General features: G+C 37.3%; 18 protein-coding genes. 6 read left to right on the forward strand and 12 right to left on the reverse strand.

The genetic code is table 11. The features are described 5' to 3' along the window. Nucleotides 1-6: 6 nt before the first annotated feature. Together SHI21_RS01110 and SHI21_RS01115 are read left to right on the forward strand one after the other, a co-directional pair. Nucleotides 7-444 (forward strand): OsmC family protein, encoded by a 438-nt coding sequence (locus tag SHI21_RS01110; RefSeq protein ID WP_323574267.1) that lies wholly within the window; start codon nucleotides 7-9, stop codon nucleotides 442-444. Between the two features lie 113 nt (nucleotides 445-557). Continuing rightward, a complete protein-coding gene (locus tag SHI21_RS01115) occupies nucleotides 558-1,121 on the forward strand; it encodes a hypothetical protein (protein WP_323574268.1) in 564 nt (187 codons plus the stop codon). 625 nt (nucleotides 1,122-1,746) lie between these two features. Here the strand turns inward: SHI21_RS01115 and SHI21_RS01120 are convergent. The 12 genes from SHI21_RS01120 to dnaA all read right to left on the reverse strand — a co-directional run bounded on the left by SHI21_RS01120 (nucleotide 1,747) and on the right by dnaA (nucleotide 14,718). Then, on the reverse strand, nucleotides 1,747-2,061 hold the full coding sequence (locus tag SHI21_RS01120) for an ATP synthase F0 subunit C (protein ID WP_323574270.1): 315 nt from the start codon (nucleotides 2,059-2,061) through the stop codon (nucleotides 1,747-1,749). Nucleotides 2,062-2,101: 40 nt separating this feature from the next. Next, the gene (gene atpB / locus SHI21_RS01125; RefSeq protein WP_323574271.1) at nucleotides 2,102-2,908 is read right to left on the reverse strand and encodes a F0F1 ATP synthase subunit A; all 807 of its coding nucleotides are present in this window, start codon (nucleotides 2,906-2,908) and stop codon (nucleotides 2,102-2,104) included. After that, a complete protein-coding gene (locus SHI21_RS01130; protein ID WP_323574272.1) occupies nucleotides 2,905-3,288 on the reverse strand; it encodes a hypothetical protein in 384 nt (127 codons plus the stop codon). The genes atpB and SHI21_RS01130 overlap by 4 nt, the downstream gene beginning before the upstream one ends. Further along, nucleotides 3,266-3,463: a hypothetical protein gene (locus SHI21_RS01135; RefSeq protein WP_323574273.1), complete on the reverse strand. Its 198-nt coding sequence runs from the start codon at nucleotides 3,461-3,463 to the stop codon at nucleotides 3,266-3,268. The genes SHI21_RS01130 and SHI21_RS01135 overlap by 23 nt, the downstream gene beginning before the upstream one ends. Beyond that, complete coding sequence (locus SHI21_RS01140; RefSeq protein ID WP_323574274.1) at nucleotides 3,463-3,993, reverse strand: GNAT family N-acetyltransferase; 531 nt, start codon at nucleotides 3,991-3,993, stop codon at nucleotides 3,463-3,465. Before SHI21_RS01140 ends, SHI21_RS01135 begins: the two co-directional genes overlap by 1 nt. A 2-nt stretch (nucleotides 3,994-3,995) precedes the next feature. Next, a complete protein-coding gene (locus tag SHI21_RS01145) occupies nucleotides 3,996-4,808 on the reverse strand; it encodes a tetratricopeptide repeat protein (RefSeq protein ID WP_323574275.1) in 813 nt (270 codons plus the stop codon). A 9-nt stretch (nucleotides 4,809-4,817) separates the two neighbouring features. Next, complete coding sequence (locus tag SHI21_RS01150; protein ID WP_323574276.1) at nucleotides 4,818-5,096, reverse strand: YciI family protein; 279 nt, start codon at nucleotides 5,094-5,096, stop codon at nucleotides 4,818-4,820. Then, entirely contained in the window at nucleotides 5,096-7,666 is a 2,571-nt protein-coding gene (gene gyrA / locus SHI21_RS01155; RefSeq protein ID WP_323574277.1) for a DNA gyrase subunit A, read from the reverse strand. The genes SHI21_RS01150 and gyrA overlap by 1 nt, the downstream gene beginning before the upstream one ends. Before the next feature lie 32 nt (nucleotides 7,667-7,698). Then, nucleotides 7,699-10,182, reverse strand: a complete 2,484-nt coding sequence (gyrB, locus tag SHI21_RS01160) for a DNA topoisomerase (ATP-hydrolyzing) subunit B (protein ID WP_323574278.1) — start codon at nucleotides 10,180-10,182, stop codon at nucleotides 7,699-7,701. Nucleotides 10,183-10,233: 51 nt separating this feature from the next. Further along, on the reverse strand, nucleotides 10,234-11,331 hold the full coding sequence (gene recF, locus SHI21_RS01165) for a DNA replication/repair protein RecF (protein WP_323574279.1): 1,098 nt from the start codon (nucleotides 11,329-11,331) through the stop codon (nucleotides 10,234-10,236). 4 nt (nucleotides 11,332-11,335) lie between these two features. Next, nucleotides 11,336-12,451: a DNA polymerase III subunit beta gene (gene dnaN, locus SHI21_RS01170; RefSeq protein ID WP_323574280.1), complete on the reverse strand. Its 1,116-nt coding sequence runs from the start codon at nucleotides 12,449-12,451 to the stop codon at nucleotides 11,336-11,338. A 668-nt stretch (nucleotides 12,452-13,119) separates the two neighbouring features. Continuing rightward, entirely contained in the window at nucleotides 13,120-14,718 is a 1,599-nt protein-coding gene (gene dnaA, locus SHI21_RS01175) for a chromosomal replication initiator protein DnaA (protein WP_323574281.1), read from the reverse strand. A 188-nt stretch (nucleotides 14,719-14,906) separates the two neighbouring features. Between dnaA and rpmH the strand changes: the two genes are divergently transcribed. From rpmH to yidC, 4 genes are read left to right on the forward strand one after another with little or no spacing between them, the layout of a single operon-like run. Continuing rightward, complete coding sequence (rpmH, locus tag SHI21_RS01180; protein WP_323574283.1) at nucleotides 14,907-15,059, forward strand: 50S ribosomal protein L34; 153 nt, start codon at nucleotides 14,907-14,909, stop codon at nucleotides 15,057-15,059. A gap of 5 nt (nucleotides 15,060-15,064) precedes the next feature. Further along, nucleotides 15,065-15,445, forward strand: a complete 381-nt coding sequence (gene rnpA, locus SHI21_RS20670; RefSeq protein ID WP_410198806.1) for a ribonuclease P protein component — start codon at nucleotides 15,065-15,067, stop codon at nucleotides 15,443-15,445. Next, nucleotides 15,442-15,657, forward strand: a complete 216-nt coding sequence (gene yidD, locus SHI21_RS20675) for a membrane protein insertion efficiency factor YidD (RefSeq protein WP_410198807.1) — start codon at nucleotides 15,442-15,444, stop codon at nucleotides 15,655-15,657. The genes rnpA and yidD overlap by 4 nt, the downstream gene beginning before the upstream one ends. 40 nt (nucleotides 15,658-15,697) lie before the next feature. Beyond that, a complete protein-coding gene (yidC, locus tag SHI21_RS01185) occupies nucleotides 15,698-17,182 on the forward strand; it encodes a membrane protein insertase YidC (RefSeq protein WP_323574284.1) in 1,485 nt (494 codons plus the stop codon). The last annotated feature ends 17 nt before the right edge of the window (nucleotides 17,183-17,199 follow it).

Genomic DNA, 17,199 nt, shown 5'->3' on the forward strand with positions numbered 1-17,199 from the left:
GTTTTTATGGAAGCCAACGTTAAGTGGAATTCAAAGTTAAGTTTTACTGGTTACGTACGTGGACATGAAACGATAATGGATACCTCACTTGCTAATGGAAGTTTAAATAGAGGCCCAAGCCCAAAAGAAATGTTACTGAATGCCATCAGTGCATGTGCTGGAATGGATGTTGCTTCGATATTAGAAAAGAATAAAAAAGATCTTCTTAACTTAGAAATTCTTGCTAAAGCAGACATGACTAAAACAACTCCGTCATATTTTTCGATTATTAACTTATCTTTCAAGCTAAGTGGTGGCGTAGATAAAGAGTGGGCAATCAAAGCTTGCGAAGCTTCAATGACGAAATACTGCGGTGTAAGTTATATGCTTAGCAAAGCATGTCCTATTCATTATGAAGTATTACTTAACGGTGAAAAAGTTTTCGCTGGTGAGTCTAAGTTCTAGGTCATACTGACACCAAAATAATTTTTATACTCTCATAATCTGACAGACCATTGTCGGCTTCAATAAATATATCCTATGTTAGGTTAGTCACTAATCTTCCGGGGGGAAAATTTATGAAATGGCTTCTACTATTAACATTACTTTGTTCTCAATCACTCTTTGCTTCTCAACTATCTGACCTTTCATTTCTGTACTACAAAGATCAGGCCCAAAACATTGCTCACGATAAATCTTTTGATAATCCCGGACAATGCAATCCTCAATCTATGAGCTGTCTTAGAGCGACTTGCTCAAGACTGTCTCCCAGTAATTGTGATGATGATTATGAAATCAAAAAAGTTATTGATATGTGTAAAGGTGGGGTAAGTGGAGACTGCGTTTTTAATTCTACTAAAAGAATGAGCCCATCAAACGTTGACGACATATACGAAATGGAAAAAATTGTTAATGAATGTAAGAGCAATATCGGTGGATCGTGTATTGATGTTTACATCACAAGATTATCAGAGAGTAGTGTTGATGATAGTTATGAAGTGACTAAATATTTAAAAAAATGCAGTGGCATTTCCAATGATGTTGCCGACTGTGCTTCATTTACTTGTTCTCGATTATCAGCAAGCTCTTGTGATGATGATTACGAAATCGATAGAATTATAAAAACTTGCAGTAATTTATAAATTTGAGAAGGGGCTTAGGCCCCTTTTTTATTTTCTTACCCACTATTGACAAAAATCTAAACACCATTTATTCTGAAAAAAGTTATTACCATTTTCACAAGGGAGGTACATTCATGATTCTAATTAACAAAATGATTTGTACTGATCTTAGTGTTTCCGATTGTGGCACCGTCTACTAAAGTTACCGCACTTTAAATCATTACATTCATCTAATTAATTAAACAGCTTACTAACTTAGTTACAGTATCGACGTTTTTTAATTTTTATTAGTTCTCTTATTTATGGAGTTTTTTATGGAACAAATGTTTCACAGGCATCTATTTGCCTTTTTTCTAGAATTCAAACAGTTCGGATTTTATTTCAGTAAAGCAGTTACAAGTTTTCTGAAATTGAATTGGGACGTATTACGCCTAAGTGTGTTTCTACTTCGTTCAGCTGCCCACATATTATTTGTCGGCCCATCTATGATCAAGTGGTATTCACCAACTCAAATGAGTCCAGTTGACCGGAACTCATTCGAACACTTTCCAAGGAAATTCTAATTTTATGGAAACACTTTTAGGCAAAAAAAAAGGGAGCCCGAAAGCTCCCTCTTTTTTATCTTTCAAATTCTTTCGAATTAGAATTACACAAGGAATGTAGAGATAAGAGCGAAAATTACAAGTGATTCCATAAGTGCAAGACCTAGAATCATTGGAGTTTGGATCTTATCAGCAGCAGCTGGGTTACGAGCGATACCTTCTAGAGCAACTGAAGCAGCTTTTGATTGTGCTTGAGTTCCACCGAAAACAGCGATCCCTAGAGCGAAGAAGTAAGAGATGTACTTAATAGCTACATCTGACATACCTGTAGCAGCAGGTCCACCTTGAGCGAATGCTTGAGAAGCTACAAGAGAGAAGAAAAGGATGAAAGCTAAAATTACTGGAAGTTTCTTTGACATGATAATCTCCTGGTCAAAAAGTTTAATAGTTGGTCTTCAATTAGTGGTGCGCGTGCTCAGCATGATCGTGATGAGCAGTAGCTAAACTAACATAAACCATTGATAACATCGTAAATACGTAAGCTTGAATAAATGAAACCAGGATCCCAAGAACCATAAACACGATTGGTACTAACAACGGTGCAAGGTTAGAGAACGTTCCAAGTACCATGTGATCCCCGTACATGTTTCCATATAGACGAAGAGCAAGTGAAACTGGACGAATACAAGTCGAGATGATCTCGATTGGGAAAATTAGAATTGCCATGTACCAAAGTGGACCAGCAAAGTGTTTTAGATAATTGATTGTTCCCATTTCTTTACAACCTTTGAAGTTGAAATAGATGAATGAGAAAACACCAACTGCAAGAGTTGTGTTGATTGATTCTGTTGGAGGTAAGAATCCTGGAATTAATCCGATCATGTTTGAAAGGAAAATTACAATGAACATAGTCGCAACGAATCTGTAATATTTTGGAGCTGATTTTTCTCCAAGTACTGCGCGTGCTTGTGTGTAAATGAATGAACCGTAAAGTTCAACGATGTTTCTGTAAGTGATTCCACGATCTGGAATAACTGCTGCATCGATGTTCTTAGTTTTAGCACGGTAGTAAAAACCAGTCGCAACTAGAACTAATAAAACTAATACGAAAGTTGGGATGTGTTCGTAGTGGTGAAGACCAGCTTCGTGAACAGCATGTTCAGCGCCAGTTACTTTCCCAAGTTGAGTCATCCAAGTAAATCCACCTTCTGCATGTGCATTAGATGTAAGTAGAGCAAGAAGAGATACTAGCGAAAATTTTCTCATTTATTAGACCCTTGTTCCTCCCCAGATTTCTTCATACTGAGGTAGAGGACAACTATTTGTAATACATAAATTAACACTGGAATTATTATCCGTTTTCCCATAATTTGTACACCGAAAATTAGCGCGACAAGTAGCACAATAACCTTACCGATGAACAACATAATTAAGTTAGTTTTATCAGGTGCTTCCTTTCCGCTAGCAACATTTGTAATTTGCATTACACCATTCACTAACATCCATTGATTTAGGCACGCAGCAAGAAAAATCGTTAACATGACTTTTAGTTCGGCCATATCACGAGCTAGAAAGTAGTCGATAGCAAGAAGAACTGCGGATAACAGTGCGTATTTTTTAAGATTAATTTTTTCGGCGATAAGCATAATAAACCATGAGGAATAATAATCCTCCAATAATGAACAAGAAAAGTAACACTGCTTGTGTCTGGGTTAGTACCCCGATTTTCGCGAGATGCATAGCCCCCCAGACGGCCACAAAGATGGTCGAAGGCAAACTCATGGCAAGACCCATGATCTGTAACCATTTTTTATTTTTCATTATTTTTTCTCCAGGTCGATATCATCCCAGACTAAACATAACTCAGTCATTTTCTGATCGGCCACGTTTTCTTCTTTTGAGTGGCCTTTGTAAACACCGCCGGCCTTTTTATAGAAGTCGATCGTGGGATTGCCATCTAAAACCCAAAGGTAGCCCTTGGTGAATCCTCGAGCTTTAAAAACGTTGAAGTAATTTTTTAATAATTGAAAGCCTAAGCCTTGATGATGATATTTCTTTAGCAGATAAATCGCATAAACTTCTGCGTAATCTTTATACTCAGGATCTCTTGCAACTTTTCCGTTAGCAAACCCAACTATTCCATTATCACTACATTCAGCGACGAAGGTCACTTGTTCTGGATCAGTCGTTACTCTTTTCCAAAGTTGGTATCTATTTTTAAAATAGAGGGGACGATCATCTAAGAATTCTTGTGGAAGTAATCCAACGTAAGCTTCACGCCAAGAATTGATATGAACGTTGGCAATCTCAGCTGCATCTTGATGTGTTGCTTGTCGAATAATAACTGCCATATTTAACGTCTTCTCGAAACTCGTCTCTGATAAAGAGAGTTCAATCTATTTTGAATAACATCCGGATTCGGATAGTCATTAGCAATCGAATAATAAATATCGTAGGCCATCTTCAAATTCTCAGTCGACTCATAAGCATTCGCCACCATGAATTTCGCCTGCACGATATACTCTTTTTTCGTTTCACGCTTCAAGTATTCCTGCCAAACATAAAGCGCCTTATTAAATTCTTTCTGCTCAAAGTAAATCAACCCTGAGTAATAAAAAGATCTAATAAAGTATTCGTGATTGGGGTCAGCTTGAATTTTCGTTAACTGATTTAAAGCAGAATCTTTATCATTCAAATAAAAATACGAAAGTGCGATCTGCAGCTGAAAGAAATCAAAGTTTTTTAATTTCGGTGTGAACTGAGAAAGGCGAGTGTAGTTCTTAATCGCAACTTTATAGTCCTTCACATAGTTAAAGTTCACATCAGCAAGTTTCTCTTCAGTCTTAATCAACCAAAGTGGATCTTCCGTTAGTTCCTTAACTTCATTGTAATAATGAACGGCTTTTTTATACTGGCCCAGATAAATAGAGTAGAGCTCACCTAACTGGTAACAAATCTTCAAGCGTAAATCCTGAGAGGGATTACTCTTTAAAATATCTTCGTAAAGATAAGCTGCTTTCGCATACTTTTGTTCAGTAATGTAGTTTTGAGCGTCGATAATTCTGCGGTTAATTGGGGGAGTGAAGTCACAAGACGCAAGCAATATCAGAGCAGTTAATACTACTGTGAAACTCATCAAAGGAAATTTGCGTATCCTTGCAAACATGAATCCTTCCTAGTAATTAAAAGTCGCTGATCTCTTGGTAACGGCAAAGTCTGTGATCTTAAATTCAGAAATTCCCTCAATGAAGAATGGATCAAGAGCAATTATTTTATCTAATTCACTTCTTTCCATCTCACGAGCGAGGATCACTCCACCATCTCTAGGGTTCTTAGGCCCCGAAGCAATAAAGGTCCCATTAGCATACTGATCATCTAAAAAAGTGCGATGAGCTTCCAGGAATTTATCCGCTTCACTCATCGCTTTTTTATAAGTCAGTTCAATTATAAACATTATTCTTCGTCAGTCTCTGGAGCATCAGTTTCAACATCGTCAGCTTCTACAGCTTCAGTTGCCGGAGCAGCTTGAACAGCTGGTGCTGATCCTTCTGCCGCTACTACTGTTTCTACTTCTTCATCCGGATCAATAATTTTCTCAACTGCTACAACTGCTTCGCCTTCTTTCAGCTTAATCAGACGCACACCTTGAGTCGTTCTTCCCATTAGAGAAATACCAGAAATTTTCGTTCTGATTACTTGTCCTTTATCAGAGATGATCATTAGATCGTCTTTATCTGTAACTGGTTTAATGTCGATGATTTCACCGTTTTTCTCAGTTAATCTCATCGCTAGAATCCCTTTACCACCACGAGATTGTTTTCTGTATTCAGAAACACTTGTACGTTTACCGTAACCTTGTGAAGTAACAGATAGGATTTCTACTGAGTCATCGATAATTTCCATACCGATAATTTTTTCGTCTTCAGTTAACTCAATCCCTTTTACACCTTGAGAAACACGTCCAAGTGGACGAGCATCTGTCTCAGCGAAACGGATGATTTTTCCTGAAGAAGAACATAGAAGAACATCTTTTGTTCCATCAGTAATTCTTACTGATAGAAGATTATCTCCTTCAACGATCTTGATTGCAGTTAATCCTGATTGACGGATGTTTTTGTATTCTGAAAGTTCAGACTTTTTAACAATCCCTTTTTCAGTTGCGATCATTAGGAATTTCCCTTCGATAACATCAGGAAGAATCATAATTTTCTTAACAGCTTCACCAGCTGGCATCTGAATTAAGTTAACAATATTTCGTCCCTTAGTCGTACGATTTCCTTCTGGGATGTTGTAAACCTTAATCGAGAACACTTGACCTTTATTCGTGAAAATAAATAGAGTCGAGTGAGTGTTGGCCGTGAAGATTGATGTGTAGAAATCGTCATCAGCTCCGTCAGCACCTTTAACACCAGTACCACCACGTTTTTGCGTGCGGTATGTATCCATCGCCATACGTTTTACATATCCCTTGTGAGTGATAGTAACGATAACGTCTTCTTGTTTTACTAAATCTTCCATGTGGATTTCGTCAGCTTTAGCGACAATTTCCGTTCTACGTTTATCACCGAAGTTCTCAAGAATTTCCTGGCACTCAGTTTTAATAATCGCAGTAATTTCTTCATCACTTCCAAGAATTAACTCTAAACGAGCAATTTCTTTCATGATGTCGTTGTAGTCTTTAATAATCTTATCGCGCTCAAGACCAGTTAAGCGTTGTAGTCTCATATCTAAAATAGCTTGCGCCTGGATTTCAGATAGAGAGTAGTTACTCATTAACTTAGTTTTAGCTTGAAGAGGTCCTTCAGACTTTTTAACAAGTTCAACAATTTCGTCGATGTTATCAACGGCAACTTTTAAACCTTCTAAAATGTGAGCACGCTCTTTTGCTTTCTTTAATTCGTAAACAGTTCTTCTAATTACGATTTCTCTTCTGTGGTCTAAGAAATATAGAAGTTGTTCTTTAATGTTTAGAACTTTTGGCTGACCGTTAACGATCGATAGGAAAATAATCCCGAACGATGTTTGAAGTGGAGTCGACTTGTATAATTTATTGATAATTACAGTCGCGATTTCACCTTTTTTAAGGTCAATTACAACACGAATCCCTTCTCTCGAAGATTCATCGCGAAGATCTGAAATCCCTGTGATTTCTTTTTCGTTAACAAGTTCAGCAATTCTCTCGATAAGTTTTGCTTTGTTAACCTGGTAAGGAAGTTCAGTGATAACAATTGAATCACGGTCTTTCTTAGCATTGTGTTCAACGTCCATTTTTGCACGGATTTGAAGAACACCTTTACCAGTGTGGTATGCAGAACGAATTCCTTCTGTACCGTGGATTGCTCCAGCAGTAGGGAAGTCTGGTCCTGGAATAATTTTCATTAATTCATCAATAGACGTTTGCGAGTTATCAATCAACGCCAATAGACCATTCATGATTTCAGAAAGGTTATGTGGAGGAATGTTTGTTGCCATACCTACAGCAATACCAGATGAACCATTGATCAAAAGGTTTGGAACTTTTGTTGGAAGAACTTTTGGTTCAACCAAAGAGTCATCATAGTTGGGTTGCCAGTCGACAGTTTCTTTATCTAAATCGGCCATCATTTGTTCTGACAGCTTCTTCATTCTGATCTCTGTATACCTCATCGCCGCGGCGTTATCACCATCGATCGATCCGAAGTTCCCTTGACCATCCACCAGAGGATATCTCATTGAGAAATCCTGAGCTAGACGAACGATTGCTCCGTAAACAGCAGAGTCACCATGCGGGTGATACTTACCGATAATATCACCAACAACTCTCGCTGATTTCAGGAAAGGTTTGTTGTGATAGTTATTAAGAGAGTCCATAGCAAAAAGTACGCGTCTGTGAACTGGTTTCATCCCGTCGCGAACATCTGGAAGAGCACGTCCAACGATTACCGACATTGCATAGTCTAGGTAACAGCTTTTCATCTCATCCTGGATTACTACTGGTGTAATATTCCCGTGATTGATTGGTGTGTTGTTGTTGTCATCAGCCATATTATTTTATTCCTTTAACTTAATACTAAAAATTAGACGTCTAGATTTCTTGCATTCAATGCATTTTCTTCAACGAATTTTCTACGCGGTTCAACTTGATCACCCATTAGTACTGTAAAGACTTGATCCGCCTCTAAAGTATCTTCAATCTTAACTTGAAGAAGTGTTCTGTTTTGCGGGTTCATAGTAGTTTCCCAAAGTTGCTCTGGGTTCATTTCTCCTAGTCCCTTATAACGTTGAATGTATGCGCCTTGTTTACCATCTTGAATAACGAACTCAGAAAATTCCGTAAGAGATGTGAACTCTCTCGTGTCTTTTTCACGTTCAATTTTAAAAGCGGCCTTAGCGTATTTCTTGATCCCGTCGAAGCTGTTAACTAAATCAGCATACTCAGGAGAGCGTAGGAAGTTTGCACTAATTTTGAATTTCTTAGTTCTTGAAGCCGTCTTAATTACCAGGCGAAGTGATGAAATTTTTGTATCAACATCTTCTTCAGCAACAATTGAGTAAAATTTTAACGTTTGGTTTTCTAGAGGCTTGAAGTAGTCAGTTAATTTCTTAGCTGCAGCTTCAACTTTAGAAAAATTCGTTAAATCATCAGGACGAAGATCAGCATCTTCAACTAATTTCTTAAGAAGATCTGTATCGTAATGAGTGTCGTAATAAGAAAGAGTTTTTCTATAAAGACTTTCTTTATTGATTAGAAGTTTTGCAGCTTCCCCAGTGATTAACTCACCATCAATTGTAATTTTTGAATCTTGAGTCGCATTGTTAACCAGGTATTCTTCAAGACGTTTATCGTCTTTCAGATACGTTTCCATCTTACCTTTTTTATATTTATAAAGAGGTGGTTGAGCGATGTAGATATACCCTTGTTCAATCAATTGCGGGAATTGACGGTAAAGTAGGGTAAGGATCAGCGTTCTAATGTGCGATCCATCGACATCGGCATCGGTCATGATAACGATTTTGTGGTATCTAAGTTTAGCAATATTGAATGTCTCTTTACCAACACCAGTACCAAAAGCTTGAATCAAATTCTTGATCTCTTCTGATGCTAACATTTTTTCGTAACGAGCTTTTTCAACGTTAAGAATCTTACCTTTTAGAGGAAGAACAGCTTGTACTCTACGATCGCGACCTTGTTTTGCAGATCCGCCCGCAGAGTCCCCTTCTACGATATATAGTTCACACTGAGCAGGATCTGATTCCTGACAGTCTGCCATTTTCCCTGGCAAACCAGAGAATTCTAAAACGTTTTTACGACGAGTAAGTTCACGTGCACGACGAGCAGCTTCTCTTGCAGCAGCAGCATCAACTGACTTTTTGATTACAGCTTTACCAATTTCCGGATTTTCTTCCAGGTATTGTTTGAAACTTTCACCAACCAGTGAGTTTACGATCCCTTCAACTTCAGAGTTACCAAGTTTAGATTTTGTCTGCCCTTCGAATTGTGGCTCTTTTAGTTTTACAGAAACAACAGCTGTTAAACCTTCTCTCATATCATCACCCGTTAGAGCGATTTTGATGTTTTTAAGAAGATTATTATCTTTTGCGTAGTTGTTTAGAACACGCGTAAGTGCCGTCTTAAATCCAGAAACGTGAGTTCCACCTTCTGGAGTAGAGATGTTGTTTGCGTATGAAGTGATGACTTCGTTGTACGAATCAGTCCACTGAAGTGCAACTTCAGCTTCGTAATCATCTTTTGTCTGGATGAAATATATTACTTTTTTATGAATCGCACTTTTGGCACGATTTAAGTAATTAACAAATTCAGAAATCCCACCTTCGAAGTAGAATAATTCACCTTTGTCATTTCTTTCGTCTTTCAAAGAAATCTTTAAACCACGATTTAAAAACGCCATCTCGCGGAATCTGTTTGCAAGAGTATCGTAGTTAAATTCATGGAATTCAAAAATTTCGTTATCAGGTTTGAAAGTAACTTTCGTTCCTGTTTCTTTTGGATTTTCAAGTGTACCAATTTCTTTAATAACAGCAGTTGCCTTACCGTGATCGAAATTTAGTTCGTGAAGTTTTCCGTATTTTTTAATTTCTAGTTTTACCCATTTTGATAGAGCGTTTACAACTGCGGCACCTACACCGTGCAGACCACCTGAAACTTTATAAGCTCCACCGTCTTCGTTGAACTTTCCACCAGCGTGAAGTTTTGTGTAAGCAAGTTCAGCACCTGAAACACCTTCTGTCGGGTGAATATCTGTTGGGATTCCACGTCCGTTATCCACAACTGTAACTGAGTTATCAATGTGAATAGTAACGTCAATAAAAGTACAATATCCTGCTAATGCCTCATCTACTGAGTTATCAACAATCTCATACACACAGTGGTGAAGTCCGCGCATACCAGTATCACCGATATACATTCCGGGTCTTTTTCTAACAGCATCTAATCCTTCAAGGATTTTGATTTGACTAGATCCATACTCAGTCGAGACTTTCGAAATCGACTCGTGCGCCTCATCTTTGTGGTCTTTGCTATGTTCTTTATTTTCTTCCAAAGCGGTACTCCTCTCTACGTTCTAAATTCCATTTTTTGTGTGTGAGAAGTTTTAGTGAACTAGGGAACCATTCTTGATGTGAATGTTATTGGCCCCGCTGATTCGATCTAATTCTTCCTTAAATTTCTCATTGGCCGTAGTTATCAAAACTTGAAATTCACGTTTTTCTAAATACTCAACAAGTCTTCTCCATCGATGCTGATCTAGCTCGCCAGAAACGTCGTCAATTAGCACGATTGGATAGGACATATATTTATACCGAAAAAGCTCTATATAGGCAAATAACAGGCTTAAATAACTCATCTTTTGTTGGCCTAAAGAGCAGAAATCGAAAGAATTTAAACCGTCAAAAAGGAGCACATAGTCATCCTTGTGAGGGCCGTAAGAAGTATGGCCTCTGTCACAGTCTGTTTCTAGGTTGTTGGCGAATAATTTTTGAATATTTTCCGCAGACATTCCAATAATTCGTGAATCAAGATTGATTTTTAAATTATGCTTTTCTGAAAAGAGTGACTGAAACGTTTCACCAATCAATGGTTCTAACGCTTCGAGGAATTCAACGCGCTTTTTAGTTAAGTGAAATGAAAGTTGCGCCAGCTCGACGTCGCCGGCCAAAACTTGCTCTTTAAAACGGCTTGGTTTCTTGTTTAAGAGCGTATTTCGAAATCTTAAGGCCAAGGTATACTTCGCCAGATTTTTCTTATATTGGTCGTCTAATTGGCTTAAAAAATAATCCAGCCATTCACGGCGGTCACTAGCACTGTTATGAAATCCGTAGGAATCAAACGGATTGATGAACACAACTTTGATATCCAGTTTTCTTTTTATGGGTGCTCCATCTAAAAACCAAAGCACATTATCATTGGTCATTTTAGAGGTGTAACTAACGGGACCATTGTCATCGTTTTCCACAACAGAAGAAAATATTATTTCAGGTTTTCCACCATCAATGGACAAAAATTGTGGAAAACTCGTATTTTTACGGAAGGATTTTTTGGTAGCGAGTACATTGATCGCTTCTAAGATATTTGTCTTTCCATTACCGTTCTCTCCGATGATGCAATTAATGCCAGAAGAGAAGGTAATGATGTCGGGATTTAAATTTCTAAAGTTAGTTACTTGGAGCTTAGAAATTTTATAGTTGTTCATGGGCCTATAACTTCAGAGGCATCACGATGCAAAGATAGTTTTGATTCTTAGTCGATCTAATAACAGCTGGTGAAAGCTCATTATTAAATTCCATTCTAATATCTTCATCACCAAAGATTGAAAGAATATCCATTAAGAACTTAGCATTGAATCCAATTTCAAATTCTTTACCAGAATAATTAATCGGGAACTTTTCAAATGCATCCCCTAGAGAAGGGTGATTTGCAGCGACAGTCATTTCGCCTTCTTTCATAATCAACTTAACACCGTTAGATCTTTCGTTGGCCATAATCTTGATACGTCTTACAGCATTTAAAAAAGAGTTCTTATCAATGTCAGCATGGTTATTCGTTTTCTTAGGAATGATCGCCTGATACTTCAAGTATTCTTTCGCAATCAATCTAATAGCTAATAAATAAGTATTATTAGCGTTCAAATAAATGAACGATTCATCAACTGAGATACCAATCATTTGATCAGGGTATGATTCAGCGATTTTCTTAAGTTCAGCTACACCTTTCTTTGGAATGATAATTCCATTAATCAGCGCTTCAATCTTATTGTTTGATAATTCAGTTTCTACTAATGAAAGTCTGAAACCATCTGTAGCTACAGCTCTAAGCTTGCCTTCAATCTCTTGAAGATAAATACCACTTAGGAATAATCTCGTTTCATCATTTGAGATTGCATGTGATGTCTTGTTAATCATTTCTAAAATTTGAAATGTATTTAACTTAAACTCATTAGCATTCGTACCAAATTGTAGGTGAGGGAATTCTTCGCTTGTATAAATTAGAAGTGTGAAATTAATTGATCCACAAGTTAACTTTAAATTATTTGAACCTTCTGGAAGTTCAATTGTTAATTCTTTTTCTGGAAGCTCTTTTACAATATCAAATATATTTTTAGCATTTACACAAAATACACCTGGCTTTTCCACAATACAGTTAGCAGTAACTTTTGCTGATACTTCTAGATCTGTTGCAGTCATTTCAATTTTATTCCCAGATGCTTGGATCTGGATGAAGTTTAAAATTAAACGAGTATTTTTCTTATCAACTACAGATAAGATTTTATTTAATGTTTCTTTTAATTCATGAACTGAAATTTTAATTAGCATTGAGAGTTTTCCAAAAATTTATATATAAGTTTTTATCAACAATGGAACATTGATTCAAGCTTCATTGGGTCTAAATGAAGTTCTAAAAGCTAGAAAAATATAAAGTTTAAGTTCTGCAAATTTGAAATCAAATTTAGAGCTCTGTCGAAGTCATCTCTGTCTTATATATATTTATATTATTAATACTTTTATTATTACACTGTGGATAAGTGGAAAAGATACGAAAGCTTTTTGATTTCAATCCTTTAATCAAAACACCTACCTTGATATTTTGGGATAACTTTCCCACATTTTCAAAAAGCTAACGGATATTCTTTTTACTGGGGCCATATTTTCACTTTTATCCACAAGTTATCCACGGCCTTCTCACATTACTTCATAGATAACTTTTATTGGCCTCATTGGGCCTCGTTTCACAAAAGTTTTCCACGGCCTTTTCCACATTGTTGATAACTTTTTGTGGATAACTGAGGCCCCGAAGTTTACTTTTGGCCCAGGGCCACAAACAACTGTTTTTTGCATGGCCATGCGCCATAATCTCGGCCGTTATGTGAACAAGGCCGTGGAAAGGCCGTTGATAGGCCGTGGATAACTTTTGTGAATAAGACGCAGTTATGCACATACATATTCACATATGTTCATAACTGAGATTTATATTTTAATATTTTTTAGAGATTAGATTCGATCGCGTTGATGTCTTTTGACAGCGATGAATCAGTTTTAACTTTTTCTGAGATCGTATTAACAGCATGGATTACAGAAGAGTGATCGCGCCCACCAAAGTAAGCTCCAATTTCCTGTTGTTTTGCATTGACGACTTTTCTAGCAAGGTACATGGCCACGTGACGGGCCTTAGTAATGTCCTGGTTTCTACCCTTAGACTTTAAATCTGCCAGCGGAAGTCTGAAGTATTGAGCTGTAGCTTTGGCCACAGATTCAATCGTGATCTCTTTTTCGTTCTCGCTATTAGGAAGCATTAACTGCTCTTTTACGAGGTCGACTTCGATTTCGACATTCATCAACTCACTTACAGCTTTTAAACGCACTAGTGAGCCCTCAAGCTCTCTAATGTTGGTTTTAATTCTTGAAGCAATCAATGTTAGAACATCTTCATTAATATAAAGATCCAGAGCTTCCATTTTACGACGTAAAATAGCAATTCTAGTTTCTAGGTCGGGTGGTTGAATATCAACTACCAGACCCCATTGAAGACGAGACTTAATCCTTTCTGAGATCCCGGTAATTTCTTTCGGGTTTTTATCAGAAGTGAAGATAAGTTGTTTTCCCTTGTTGTGCATTTCATTGAACACATGGAAAAACTGATCCTGAGTTCCTTCTTTGTTTTTTAACTCGTGAATATCATCGATCATTAGAACATCGACTCTTTCCGTGTATTTTTTGAAGAAATCATTAATCTTGTTAATTTTCATTAATCCAATCATCTCTTCCATGAAGTCACGAGTTGTGATCAGGCAGATGTTATAACTTGGATGTTTTTCAGCAATTTCATTGGCAACAGCGTGCAGAAGGTGAGTCTTCCCAAGGCCTGAATTACTGTGGATATATAAAGATGGGTATTTCCCGTCTTTTCCTGGATTAAGTGCCACTGCTTTTGAAGCAGCTTGGGCGATGTTGTTTGTCGGGCCCACGATAAAGTTATCGAAGGTCTTAGATCTATCAACTCTGATTCCCGATTTATTAGGATTCATGTGCTCGATATACTCAGCATCCACGCGCGACTTTAAATCGTCTCTAGTAGGGGTTAGATCAAGCGTAAACTTGGTAGCTCCCATCGCTCTAGGCCTGTCACTTGTATCTTTAATGTGAAAGTTCGCTGAACTAAAATTTGGTGCCACATCGTTTGATTGATCTTTGGCGTTAATAATAATTTCGTACTGAGTTCCCAGAACATTATAGATAGATTTGGCGATTTCTTCTTTATATAGCTCGGCCGATTTTTTAATGAAGGCCGTGCGCACTTCAAAGATCGCATTTTGGTTAGCGATCGATTTAAGCTCTAATGAGTTTTCGAAATATGTGCTGAATTTTAACTCAGGCACAATAGTTCTTAGGTGGTTTAAAACTTCCTGATTAATGAGACTTAGCTCATCTCTAGATTCTTCAGACTCATTATTAGTTGTTTCGATACTTTTATTTTGAGATGTTTGTTCATTAGAGAATTGACCAAAAAAATGATCATTCGGCTTAGTTTCGTTTCCGATAGAGAAAAAATGTTTAATCAATTGAGATGGAAACTCTTGCGCCATTATTAACCCCGAAATATCTTCTGCCTGAAATGTGAGAGCATTTTGTAGCATGGCCCAAAAGTTATGAGCAAGAAAACAGATTTTTACATTTTCTTACATGTAACGCGCGTCGTTTGTCATTGACCTTTCATAAAAGAAAATATAGTTCTATCAGTTCAAATTATTATCGATCTAGAAAGGATAGCTGTATGAGCAAAAGAACTTGGCAACCAAAGAAACTAAAAAGATTAAGAGTACACGGATTTCTTAAGAGAATGGCTAGCCCAGGTGGAAAGAACGTTATCAGAAATCGTAGAGCGAAAGGTCGTTCTCGTTTAACGGTATCTTCAAGCACTAAGTAATACTTGTGGCCGACTGTAAGTTTGAAAAAAGCTTTCGACTTCTGTCGGCCCGAGACTTCGATGAATTAAAGGTCGGATCTTCTTCGTATAAAAAAGCCGCACTGATAGTTTACTTCAAAAAGAATTCTTATAATCAATCAAGAATAGGTCTTTCTATACCCAAAAAGATAGGTAAGTCACACGATCGCAATAGACTTAAACGTTTAATGCGCGAATTTTTTCGTACATCTCCTTATAAATTTTTAGGTTACGATATTTTACTGGTCGTTTCATGGTCGAGAAATCTTCTTCCTGAATCTTCAGAGGTAAAAGAGGCAACTTTATTAAAAAATCTCAGAGAATATTTCAATTATCTAGAAGATCAGAAGCTACGGTCTGATCCATGAAGTTTATATTCTTAGGAATTATTCGTTTCTATAGATATTTTATCTCCCCATTATTTGGCCCTAAATGCCGCTTCTATCCAAGTTGCTCATTATATTCAAAAGAATGTTTCGAGCGGTTTCCCATTGGACGAGCAGTATGGTATTCATGTCGACGAATTAGTAGATGTCATCCTTTCTGTGAAGGTGGTCACGACCCCGTCCCAGAAGAGTAATTAATTAAAATAATATAACGTTATTTTTGGAGTCCATTGCATGTTTAATACAGATCAAAAACGCGCTTTTATCGCCGTCCTTTTATCAGGGTTGGTTCTTTTTGGGTGGCAATATTATTTTGCTCCAAAAACACCAGTAGCAACAACTGCTCCTGCGAATGAAATCGCAACAACAAAAGACTTAACAGCACAACCAACAGCAGCTAATCCAACAGGTGCAGCGACTATGGCAGCTGGAACTCCTGCAGCTGAAGCAGCACCAACAACTCTTCAAGCTTTCACTCTTAAAAAAGACCAATTTGAATTCACAATCCACAACGATTTATCAGTTGTAGATATGAAAAACCCTAACTCGGTTTTCGATTTCAAATCACTTTCTGATTCACAACAACCATTAAAGATTCAAGTTGTAACTGATTACGGTGCACTTGATTTATTCTTCAACATGGTTCAAGAAGGTCCGAATAAAATCGTAGGAACAAACGCAAACTACGGTGTAAATTTCGAAGCATTCATTAAAGATAACGGTCGTGTTCACGTTGCTCTTAGCTCTGCTAAAGCATACAAATACCGCTTAATTTTCACTGCTACAAAGAAGAAACTTGATAACGGTCAAGTACGTCACTTCACAATTTTTACTAAAGATGCAAAAACAATTGCAGTTGGTGATGATAAAGAAGTTGATGGAAACGTTAACTGGCTTGGAACAGATTTCAACTTCCATTTATTCGCAATGGTTTTACCAAAAGATACTCCAGCTCGTTACAAAACAACTGAAGCAGGACAAATGTTTGTTGAAATTCCAAATGCAACGAATACTTTCGGAGCAGATCTTGTTTTCACAAAGAAAAACTACGATGAGTTAATTTCATTGGGAGATAACCTACATTTATCTGTAGATTTCGGATGGTTCGCTATCCTTGCAGTACCAACTCTTAGAGCTCTTCAATTCGTTTACAGATTTATTCCGAACTACGGTATCGCAATTATTCTTGTAACGATTCTAATTCGTTTAATCACTTTCCCTCTTCAATACAAGTCATTCAAGTCGATGAAGAAGATGCAAGGAATCCAGCCGGAACTTGCAAAGATTAAAGAAAAGTACAAAGATGAACCGCAAAAAATGCAAAAAGAAACTATGGATCTATTCAAGAAAGCTGGTGCGAATCCACTTTCCGGATGTCTTCCATTACTTCTGCAAATGCCATTTTTCTTTGCTATTTACCGCGTACTTTATAGTTCGGTAGAACTTGTTGGTGCTCCATTCTTCGGATGGATTCACGACTTAAGTATTCACGATCCATTCTACATTTTACCAGTGTTAATGGCCGGAGCAATGTTCGCACAACAGAAGCTTACTCCAACAACTACAATGGACCCTACACAAGCTAAGATCATGATGTTTATGCCTGTAATTTTTGCATTCATTATGAAGAGCTTACCAGCAGGACTTGTACTTTATATTCTAGTTTCTACAGTAGTAGGCGTTCTTCAACAGATGATCGTTTACAAAATGGCTGACTAGGGTTTATTACATGCCAT

Origin of the sequence: Bacteriovorax sp. PP10 (assembly GCF_035013165.1) — a bacterium.
Classification (GTDB): domain Bacteria; phylum Bdellovibrionota; class Bacteriovoracia; order Bacteriovoracales; family Bacteriovoracaceae; genus Bacteriovorax; species Bacteriovorax antarcticus.